The organism is Weissella fangxianensis, from assembly GCF_024718545.1.
Taxonomy (GTDB): Bacteria; Bacillota; Bacilli; order Lactobacillales; family Lactobacillaceae; genus Weissella; species Weissella fangxianensis.
This window is the reverse complement of sequence record NZ_JAMXDB010000049.1, coordinates 1-10,582: the sequence shown is the minus strand read 5'-3', so window position 1 is coordinate 10,582 and position 10,582 is coordinate 1. Positions and strand designations below refer to the sequence as shown.

At 35.3% G+C, this 10,582-nt stretch carries 7 protein-coding genes; all 7 read left to right on the top strand.

Annotation, left to right across the window (positions count from 1 at the left end; translation table 11 throughout):
- Window positions 1-199 (top strand): IS3 family transposase (locus tag NGR58_RS09295; RefSeq protein WP_258089236.1); only part of this gene is annotated, 199 nt, incomplete at its 5' end.
- A 70-nt stretch (window positions 200-269) separates the two neighbouring features.
- Window positions 270-1,244 carry a hypothetical protein gene (locus NGR58_RS09290; RefSeq protein ID WP_258089235.1) on the top strand — a complete coding sequence of 325 codons (975 nt, stop codon included), beginning with the start codon at window positions 270-272 and terminating at the stop codon, window positions 1,242-1,244.
- A gap of 972 nt (window positions 1,245-2,216) precedes the next feature.
- Complete coding sequence (locus NGR58_RS09285; RefSeq protein WP_258089234.1) at window positions 2,217-4,010, top strand: KxYKxGKxW signal peptide domain-containing protein; 1,794 nt, start codon at window positions 2,217-2,219, stop codon at window positions 4,008-4,010.
- A gap of 119 nt (window positions 4,011-4,129) precedes the next feature.
- Window positions 4,130-6,868: a DUF1542 domain-containing protein gene (locus NGR58_RS09280; protein ID WP_258089233.1), complete on the top strand. Its 2,739-nt coding sequence runs from the start codon at window positions 4,130-4,132 to the stop codon at window positions 6,866-6,868.
- 1,128 nt (window positions 6,869-7,996) lie between these two features.
- Complete coding sequence (locus NGR58_RS09275; RefSeq protein ID WP_258089232.1) at window positions 7,997-8,689, top strand: response regulator; 693 nt, start codon at window positions 7,997-7,999, stop codon at window positions 8,687-8,689.
- The gene (locus NGR58_RS09270; protein WP_258089231.1) at window positions 8,689-9,672 is read left to right on the top strand and encodes a sensor histidine kinase; all 984 of its coding nucleotides are present in this window, start codon (window positions 8,689-8,691) and stop codon (window positions 9,670-9,672) included. The genes NGR58_RS09275 and NGR58_RS09270 overlap by 1 nt, the downstream gene beginning before the upstream one ends.
- 51 nt (window positions 9,673-9,723) lie before the next feature.
- The gene (locus NGR58_RS09265; RefSeq protein ID WP_258089230.1) at window positions 9,724-10,476 is read left to right on the top strand and encodes an ABC transporter ATP-binding protein; all 753 of its coding nucleotides are present in this window, start codon (window positions 9,724-9,726) and stop codon (window positions 10,474-10,476) included.
- Window positions 10,477-10,582: the final 106 nt, after the last annotated feature.

Below are 10,582 nucleotides of genomic sequence, written 5' to 3'. Positions count from 1 at the left end.
AGACAACGCTATGGCAGAGAGTTTCTTCCATCTCTTGAAGGTAGGAACTGTCCATAATAATCATTATCAAAACTATGACGAGCTGAAGTCTGCCGTCAATAATTATATCTATTACTACAATAATAAATGGATTAAAACAAAACTGGCCGGAAAAACTCCGGTTCAATACCGAAATCTTTCCGACCAGCTAGTTGCTTAAACTTCTCTCCAATTTTTGGGGTTCAGTTCAGATAATCATTATCGTATTAATTGTATTGGGTAGTTGGTTTTTGTGGTCACACCATTCGGGAACTGTGCAGTCAAATGAATTCAAAAAGAAACGTGTCACAACAGAGAAGACTGTTAAAAAAAATCATTTAACAGTCAAAAAGGTCAAGTCTGACAAACAATTATTACTAGCAGTTATCGTGAAATATGCCGTGGTGCAGGAAGATCAACCACAATTACATTATTTTTCACCAAAAGATCAGATACAGTTTTTGGAAACGAAAAAAGATGATCATACCACACGTTATGATGTTGAAAATAATGAGCAAGTTGCTTATATGACGGTCATGACAACAAAGGATCACAAGGGACGTGTTGTATTTTGGAACAATGATAATAAACAAATCACGATTATAACGCTGAGCAGCATGATTAAATTGCTTAATCAAAAGGTATCAGAACGGGAATTGGATAAACTAGTTCAAAAGATTTCCGTACAATCTGATGAGCAGGCAAGTTCTTCAAGCAGCTCATCGCAACAGTCTCAAACATCTAACGCTGAACAAGATGTTACTATTAAGGATCTTCAAGCAGGTTACTTGCAAAGTGATATAGCTATGAAAGCAATTATTTATTATGCTGAGCATAATCGGCAAGCTGATAGTTTATGGCAAGGATTTATTAATGAGCATTCAGCGCTGATCGTTCATCCAAATGCTGTGGCAAATGGTTTTTCGGTTACTTTACCTGAATCTGGAGGAGCCGGAACGGTGACAGAATCAACAGAAGCAATGCAAAATGGTACTCATGACTTAACCATTTCAGTTAGTGTGCCAGGACCTTCTATGCCAAAATATACCGCAACGCAACAAGAAATTGTCGACTTTGTTAATGCTGCAGGAGGTAAAGAGGCTATTGCCGGAATCCAATATCAGATTGATAATTTTGATCCTTCAGATGTTGTGTCGGATGATGACTCGGTTGATGACGAAGACTATGCCGATGATGATGAATCAGACGAAGATGAAGATTATTAGCATTAAGCTTAAAAGGTCATAAAAAATGTGGTAATTGCAACGTTTATAATAAATACTAAAATGGTCTAGATTGTGAAAAAAAGGACTCCTAGAGACGTTTGTGAAACGCCTTCAGGAGTCCTTTTTAAGTTTGTGAATTTAGTTAGGTGCACAAAGTGTTTAAGGTCGTCCTCACAACAACTGATTATAATCAGTGTTTATGCTAACTATGATTGGCCTAGTTCGTCAATAAAGGGGTTGATCTGGAACAAATTAATGATGGCTTTAAGGTTACCTTTGTCCACATTTAGTTTTTTGAAATCATTTGCCAAATATTCATCGAAAGTGTCCTTGTCAAGCTCAGCCAAGGTAGACTGAATGTATTCTCAATTTTAGCAATTGTTTTTGGACCAGAAGAAAATGAATATGAATTAGTTACTACGTATTTCATTTCTGTAAGTGGAATCATGCAAATTTCTCAACCATAATGCAATCAGCTTATTTTCATATGCAAGTATCTATTGGTGTCATCTTTTATAGGAGGACTATTTATGTCCATTGCAAAGAATTATAAAAACGGAACTGATAGAATCAAATATTGAAAAATTAATACGTAATCCTTGTTGTGAATTATTAGTATTATTTGATTGGGGATTTTTGTAGTGCTTTAAAGTGACAAAAAAGACACAAAAACGTCACTTTAAAAAATTTTGCTATTTATTGATTTTTTTTAAAATAAAACTAATTAAAGTTTAAGGAGGGTAGATACAATAGGGGCTCTTTAATAAAATTATATAATTTTATGGAGAAAATATAGATTAAAATGATTAAATTGCATAAAAATATATTTATATACAATGATTTGACTCTGGCTAGTTGGAAATAAAACTTAGTCAGCGACATTAAGAGTTAAATAATATCAGTAGGCGTTTTTCAAATTTTAGGATAATTATTGCCACAATAATATTACGTATAATAATGAGGATAAGAGATATGGGATTAAATAGAATAGTGTTGTCTAGTAAGGAACACTATAAAATGTATAAATCTGGTAAGCGATGGGTGTATGCCTCATTGTTTGCTTTAACTTTGGGTATTGGACTAGGGACATCATTAGAAACGAAAAGTGTTAGTGCCGATGTTGCGAATGGAACTGAGATGGCAAACTCAAGTGCCTCCTCAACAAGCACAATGTCAAGTGAAGCATCATCAGCTGCAAGTGAAGAGGCAGAAGCAAGTGAAGCATCATTAGCTGCAAGTGAAGAGGCAAAAGCAAGCGAAGCATCATCAGCTGCAAGTGAAGAGGCAGAAGCAAGTGAAGCATCATCAGCTGCAAGTGAAGAGGCAAAAGCAAGCGAAGCATCATCAGCTGCAAGTGAAGAAGCAAAAGCAAGTGAAGCATCATCAGCTGCAAGTGAAGAGGCAAAAGCAAGCGAAGCATCATCAGCTGCAAGTGAAGAAGCAAAAGCAAGTGAAGCATCATCAGCTGCAAGTGAAGAGGCAGAAGCAAGTGAAGCATCATCAGCTGCAAGTGAAGAGGCAAAAGCAAGCGAAGCATCATCAGCTGCAAGTGAAGAAGCAAAAGCAAGTGAAGCATCATCAGCTGCAAGTGAAGAGGCAAAAGCAAGCGAAGCATCATCAGCTGCAAGTGAAGAAGCAAAAGCAAGTGAAGCATCATCAGCTGCAAGTGAAGAAGCAAAAGCAAGTGAAGCATCATCAGCTGCAAGCGGAGAGACAGAGTCAGGTGTAGCAAACGAGGAATCAGCAATTGTTACTAGTGCGTTACCAACTAACGATGAGGCTTCTACTAAAGAAGATGAAGAAACAGAGGACGCATCTTCGGAGAACGAATCTTCTATTGAAATCCCTGAGGGGGTCGTTGTAGACACACCAGACGCGGTTACTTCAACAGTTCAGTCATCATCAGCAATAAAGGAAACAACGACAATTGCTTCTGAGTCAAAAGAGGCAGCTGCAACAACAACAGACAATGTCACTGTCGCACCTGATGCAGATAGTAATCGTGAAGAATTCCAAAATGAAGTAGATTCTGGTAAAGGAATTGAAAGCCCAACTTCTGTGGATGTACCAGTTCCTGACACTGTGACGAATCCTGATAACTATAAAGATAATGTTGTTGATGCTACTAGTTTTGCAGAATTAAATACTGCTTGGAAAGATTCAACTGTAACGTATATTAATATTACAAATGACATTAATTATACGACAGGTAGAATGGGGCAAAGAACATCTGGGAATGTTGTTATTAATGGTAACGGTCATACTATAGATTTAAGTGGTCAAACTTTTGACGTTGGTAATATTACTAAGGAACCAATGAACGTTACACTTACTGATGCAAAGTTTTTGCAAGGATTTAATACTAACGACGGGAATAACTATTCATTAATTCATTCTGCTAATGGGTCTCAATTAACAGTAAATATTGATAATATTACTTTAACTTCTAGTAAGTTAAATAATTATAATCCAATACATGTAATGTACGCACCCAATTCGAAGGTAGTATTCTCGGGTGATAATCATTTTGATTTGTCTAACGAGATTACACGAGCTGTAGGGAACATTATGATTGCAAATGATGCTCATGTTGAGATGCAGAGAACAAGCAATGATATCGGATTCGCAGCATTTTGGAATAGTGTCCGAGCAGCAAAGGGCACGGCTGGTGAAGGAAACATATTCACTATGGGTGATGGCTCATCATTTTCAGCTGAGACATATAATGGTAAAGTAGCGCGGGTTATGCTGCTCTGTATCGTATAGTTGACGGCATCCGTATCGGAGACAATGTTAGTTGGCATCAGACAGGGTTCCAATATTTCGTTAATGGTAACCAAGCGGCAAAAGACGATGCACAATTTATATTTGGTCAAAACTTTCGTTTGTCAGTACCAGTAACTACTATGCCAGGTGCGATTACTACTACTGGCACTCAGAAAGCTGTGTTTAATGCGGGATCAGTGATAGATATTAATCAGCGTGTTAATGCTTCCGTTATATCTGCTCTAGGGAAATCAACAGTTGATTTTATTTCACCAAAGCAAATGCATTTAGCTATTCAGGATGCCAATGGTAATCCGATTACTACAACTGCAGGAATTATTTCCGGACCTGGAACAGTTTCAATTAATAATTCAAGAATTAGTACTTGGGATAAAAATAATTCTGTTGATAATCCTCAAGGAGATAGTCAAGAAAAATTCACGAATTTGGTTATAAAAAATGGTAATGCGACATTAACGACTTCTGGTGGTGTAACTAGTTCATCAAGTATTCTGTCGAGAAATACTAGAGAGTTATCTACACTGGCAATTAATCCAGGTAAGGTTTATATACAATATAAAGACAAAAATGGCAATGATGTTGGTGATCCAGTTGAAGTAGCACTATCTGATGATGCGTATATTGGACAGTATATTAATCTTGTAGACAAAGAATTTGTTGAAGAAAATATGCCTGAGCATTATATGTGGTCATTGGGTGATCAAATATCAGGCGAAGCTATTGGTGATAAGCAAAGTCAAGGGGACCCAACTTCAACTGCTGATGATGGTGATGAATATGGTCAAGCTAACATTGGTATTGTACCGATGGAAGGTTTTGATTATGTTTACAATGTTTATGTTTATGGAACAAAGCAAGATGTTCAGTATCAATATGTTGATGTCAATACTGATAAAATTATTCAATCGACGTTATCTGGTCAATCGGGGGATGAAAGTGCTTCTAATTTGGTGCCAGCAAATTATGGTAACGAAATAAATTGGGAAGATGATTATTATACTAATGATCATTTACCAATGGGTTATCATTATTCAACAACTGCGACTCAACCAACTACAACCACCGTTAGTGAAGATAATAAGGTAGTACAAATATTTGTTGAAGGTAATCCTCAGTCTATTGCCCCAACTTATGTGACACAAGATGGTGGCGTGTTGACACCAAGTGATCCAATAACAATCGATGGTGTTACTGGTGAAACGGTGACAATACCTGATGCACCAGCGGTCACCGATTATGCTCCGGTTAGTGTATTGGTTAATGGCAAATTGCAGTCTCTTGGTAGTACCTTGGAATTGAGTGATGGCACTGATACTGTTGAGTACATTTATCAAGATTTGCGTAGTTTACGTGATGATGCTAAAAATACAATAGATAAAGAAGCACAAAAAGTTAACGATGCGATTGCAGGCGATGAAACATTAACTTCTGATGAACGAGCTGAACAGGCTGAGAAAGTAACAGAAGAGGCTCAGATTGCAAAGGATAATATTGATAAGGCTGAGACAGTCGAAAATATTAATAATGCTCGAGATGAAGGTGTTGATGCCATTGATGCGGCACATATTGAAGGAAGTTCGATTACTGTTCAAAAGCAAGATGCTAAGGACGCAATTGATGCCGAGGTAGCGCAAGAAACAGCAACAATCAATGCGGATGATACATTGACGTCGGATGAAAAGGCAGCGCAAGCCGCCGAAGTAGCGCAAGAGGCTGATAAAGCTAAGGACAATATTGATGTCGCAACGGATGCCGACGGCATTAATGAAGCCCGTGACAATGGAATCGAAGCAATTGACGGAGTACATCAATCAGGTGATCTAGAAGCAGCAAAGCAAGCCGCTAAGGACGCGATTGAAGCAGAAGCAACGCAAGAAACAGCAGCAATCAATGCGGATGATACGTTGACAGATGCTGAGAAGGCCGAGCAAACAGCAGCCGTAGAGAATGATAAGAACTCGGCAATCGATAGTATTGATTTAGCAACAACAGCTAACGACGTTAGTGAAGTTAAGGATAACGGTATAGCCGCAATTGATGAAGCTCACATACCAGGAATCGCAGTGGAAGATCAAAAGCAAGCCGCCAAGGATGCGATTGATGCCAAAGCAGCGCAAGAAACAGCAGCAATCAATGCGGATGATACATTGACAGCAGATGAAAAGGCAGCACAAGCCGCCGAAGTAGCGCAAGAGGCTGACACAGCTAAAAGCAACATTGATGCAGCTACAAATGCCGATGGCATTAATGAAGCCCGTGACAATGGAATCGCAGCAATTGACGGAGTACATCAATCAGGTGATCTAGATGCAGCAAAGCAAACTGCTAAGGAAGCCATTGATGCCGAGGCAGCGCAAGAAACAGCAGCAATCAATGCGGATGATACATTGACAGCAGACGAAAAGGCAGCGCAAACCGCCGAAGTAGCACAAGAGGCTGACACAGCTAAGAACAACATTGATGCCGCTACGAATGCCGATGGCATTAATGACGCCCGAGACAATGGAATCGAAGCAATCGACGAAGCCCATGTACCAGGAACCGCAGTGGAAGATCAAAAGCAAGCCGCCAAGGATGCGATTGATAACGAAGTTTCAGAGCAAATTGCTTCTATTGATGCAAACGATACATTAACATCAACAGAGAAGGCTGATCAAAAAGCTAAAGTTCTAGAAAATGGAAATATTGCTAAAGAACACATTGATTCTGTAGATAGTGTTAATGAACTACCAAATACAGGTGTAGAGAAGCAAAATAATTCTTGGCTAGAATTATATGCATTACTAGTAGTTATTGCTGGGTTATTTGGAATTAAGCGTCGTAAGGATAACAAGTAATGAATAGTATTTACTGGTAATAAGTTAATTTACGAAAACTATGAATTAACTTAACTATTCGCTAGTTAATAGTAAATTAATGGAATATATGAAACATTAGGCAAACAAATTATTATTTAATTTGTTTGCTTTTTTGTATTCAAAGGATGTAATAATTTTTATAGATAAATGGATGATATAGGTATAACAAGTATCTTTAGACTAAATTAAGGAGTATGTAATAGGACTGGCAAAAAATATTAAATTCACCGTATTGTTAGTGATGGTAATTTTGAGCTATTGCGTTGAAAACAAAAGGCCTGCCTCCGGTTGTGTATCGGAAACAGGTCTTAGGTAATTAAAAGATATTTACATGTTAAATTTTTTTGTGGCACTTCATTATGAATTTGGCTGCGTGATATGCAATCTCTTCAATTAAATAATTCAGCTATCAATAATAGTTACTAAAAGTAACAAAATTTTACGTTCAATAGCCGTTAAAGGTATAAATACATACGGATAGTGAATAAACGTAAAAATGAGTGCGTATGAATCGATAGCTTTTGTAAAAATTATTAACGATTAATTTAAACTAAGTAAACAATTGACCGTTTCTAATAAAATTAAGACCACTGACATAAAAAGCAAGTTACCATAATTATGATATTAGCATCAACGAATAATAATGAACTTGTTGAGAATGAGCTTTCCGTATGTCAAAAAGAAAGCAAATTTTCAGCGCTTGATTTATATAAAATGTAGACATACAAATTAAATATTATTTTAAAAGAATTAGGCTTTGAAAATTGAATTTTAAACAGCAACATTAATATTACCAAATAATCGAAAAGGCTTTCAAATAGGCTTATTTTAACAATTATTATGGTAATGAATGTTGTTTTCTAAATCAATCTGTATTCCCAATTTATAGTGTAAATAAAGTGCTTTTAAAAGGGGTATTTTACTGAACATAGTTGTATAATAGTATTAGAAAATTATTTTTAAATATTATTAATTGAAAGAATAAGTGAGGTGATTTTAATCTAATTGAATTGATCAAATTTGGATAAATAAAATTTAATATGGTGAATTTAATCATATATAGATAGTTATTAATGAGCGAGTAAATTTTATAAATTGGAGAATATCGTGAAATATAAAATTATGATAGTGGAAGATGATGTTTCGATTAGAAATTTATTAGTTGAGCATATTATGAAATACGGTTATGATTGCGTTGTGGTTGATGATTTTGAAAATATTTTGGATGTTTTTATTAGTGAGAAACCTCATGTTGTTTTACTGGATGTTAATTTACCGCAATATGATGGTTACTATTGGTGTCGTAAAATTCGACAGATATCAAATCAACCAATTATTTTTCTCTCTGCTCGTAATGCTGAATCAGAACAAGTTATGGGAATTGAAAGTGGCGCTGATGATTATATTACCAAACCATTTTATTTTGATGTAGTACTAGCAAAAATTAGAAGCCAAATTCGACGAATGTACGGTGAATATGTACAGGATAGTGAAAACGATGTTTTAACAAGGGGAAATACTAGCATCAAGTTTAAGACAGTGCATATATCCACATCCATGAAAGAGGAAACGCTGACAGTGACTGAATTAAAATTATGTCGTGTGCTTTTTGAGACCTTTCCTAATGTTACGACTAGACAACAATTGTTTTCTGCAATTTGGAATGAAGAAAGTTTCATAGAAGAAAACACACTGAATGTTAATATTAAGCGTTTACGACAAAAATTAAATTTAATTGATTCAACATTGAAAATTAAAACAGTTCGAGGAATGGGGTATCAGCTTATGGAGGAGAAATAATGAAGCTTTTCTTGAAAGATCATTTAGGGTTTATTCTAATTTATTTGCTAAGCTTTATAATATTACCTGTTTTTATAGATAAGTTAGATGGTTTTAAAAATCATTATCTCTATTTTTGTTTTTTAGTAATTGTTCTGTTTACTGCTTTTTTGATTGTTAGGTATTTCCGTAGTAGAAAAATGTATATACACTTGGAGAAAAATAATATTAGTGTAGAGAACATTAATATACATAGTCCAAATTCTGCTTTAGAACGAGCATATGCAGCCCATTTGAGGAAGGTACTAACGCTTGTTTTAGACGAAGAGGATAAATATGCTAACTTTTTAGATGAACAAGAAACGCTTGTTTCTATATCAGTTCATCAAATGAAAATACCTGTGTCAGTGATTCAGCTATTAGTACAATCTAATCAAATAGAGAGTCGAGATACTTTAGAATGGGAAAAAATTAATAGAGAGTGTCATAAACTTGTTTTTTTACTTGATCAACTACTCTCGTATAGCAGATCAACCAAACTGTTATCAGATTTGAAAATCGAGCAAATGTCACTACGGAAAACAATTGTAGAAGTTGTTAATGAATTAAAAAACTATTTTATAGAAAATGAGATATTTCCAGAAATTGATGTACCCGAAAATATCACCTTGTACTCAGATAAGAAGTGGATAAAAGTTGTAATTTATCAATTATTGAGTAACGCAATTAAATATAGTGATCCTAACCAAAGGGTCAGTATTGTTTATAATAAAGGAAATATTATGATTATAAATCAAGGGGACACAATTCCAGATAATGAGATTGGTCGTGTTTTTGATTTGTTTTATACGGGTACGCAAGGGAGAAAATCTGGTGAGTCTACAGGAATTGGTCTTTATTTAGTTAAAAGAATTTTAACAACATTAGACCATCCATTTCGTTTGTCATCTATTGATTATCAAACGACTTTTTCAATTGATTTTTCAGAAAGTATTGATAGGTAAAATAGATAATGTGAGATGTTTTAGAATAGAATAACTTTAGAGGTAATGAAAATGGCAGATGTTCTTTTAACGGTTAACCAACTTTATAAGGAATATAGAAACAATTTTATTGATTATAAAGCACTAAAAGGGATTGATTTCATTTTAAAAAAAAGTGAATTCGTTGCAATAATGGGACCGTCTGGTAGTGGTAAAACAACCTTTTTACAAAATATTTCAACCATTGATCGACCAACGAGTGGGGTAGTAAATATTAATGGTCAAAATCCTTATCTTTTAAATGATGCTAAATTAGCACAATTCAGACGATCAGAGTTAGGCTTTGTCTTCCAAGATTTTAACCTAGTAGATACTTTAACGGTAGAGGAGAACATTCTATTACCATTAGTACTAGATTCTGTAGACTTAAAAACGATGAATAAAAAATTGGAGAAAATTGTTTCATTATTAGGAATATCTAGGCTGCTCAAAAAAAGAATTTACGAAATTTCGGGTGGTGAAAGACAACGTGTCGCAATTGCCCGTGCTGTTATTCATGAACCAAGTTTATTGTTGGCCGATGAACCAACTGGAAATTTGGATTCTAAGGCAGTTAATGATGTTATGTCGTTGTTTCAATTTATTCACAAAAAATTTCAAACATCGTTGATAGTTGCCACGCATGATGCTTACGTTGCTAGTTTTGCTGATCGTGTTATCTTTATTCGTGATGGTAGCTTATATAATGAGATTCAGAGAGGTAGTAATCGAGAAAAATTCTATCAAGAAATAATGGACACACTTTGGATTGAAGTCAATATTTGAGACAGGTTTTAAGAGACATTCAGAACCGCGTTTACCTTCCACAGCTCAAATAAATCATTAATCGTGATTAATAACTTATTTGAACCATGGAAAGCATTAAATCAGG

What these genes read in the sequence shown, in the direction of transcription:
- NGR58_RS09285 (WP_258089234.1), top strand. Translation starts at nt 2,217, where the DNA reads ATGGGATTAAATAGAATAGTGTTGTCTAGTAAGGAACACTATAAAATG.
- NGR58_RS09265 (WP_258089230.1), top strand. Translation starts at nt 9,724, where the DNA reads ATGGCAGATGTTCTTTTAACGGTTAACCAACTTTATAAGGAATATAGA.
- NGR58_RS09270 (WP_258089231.1), top strand. Translation starts at nt 8,689, where the DNA reads ATGAAGCTTTTCTTGAAAGATCATTTAGGGTTTATTCTAATTTATTTG.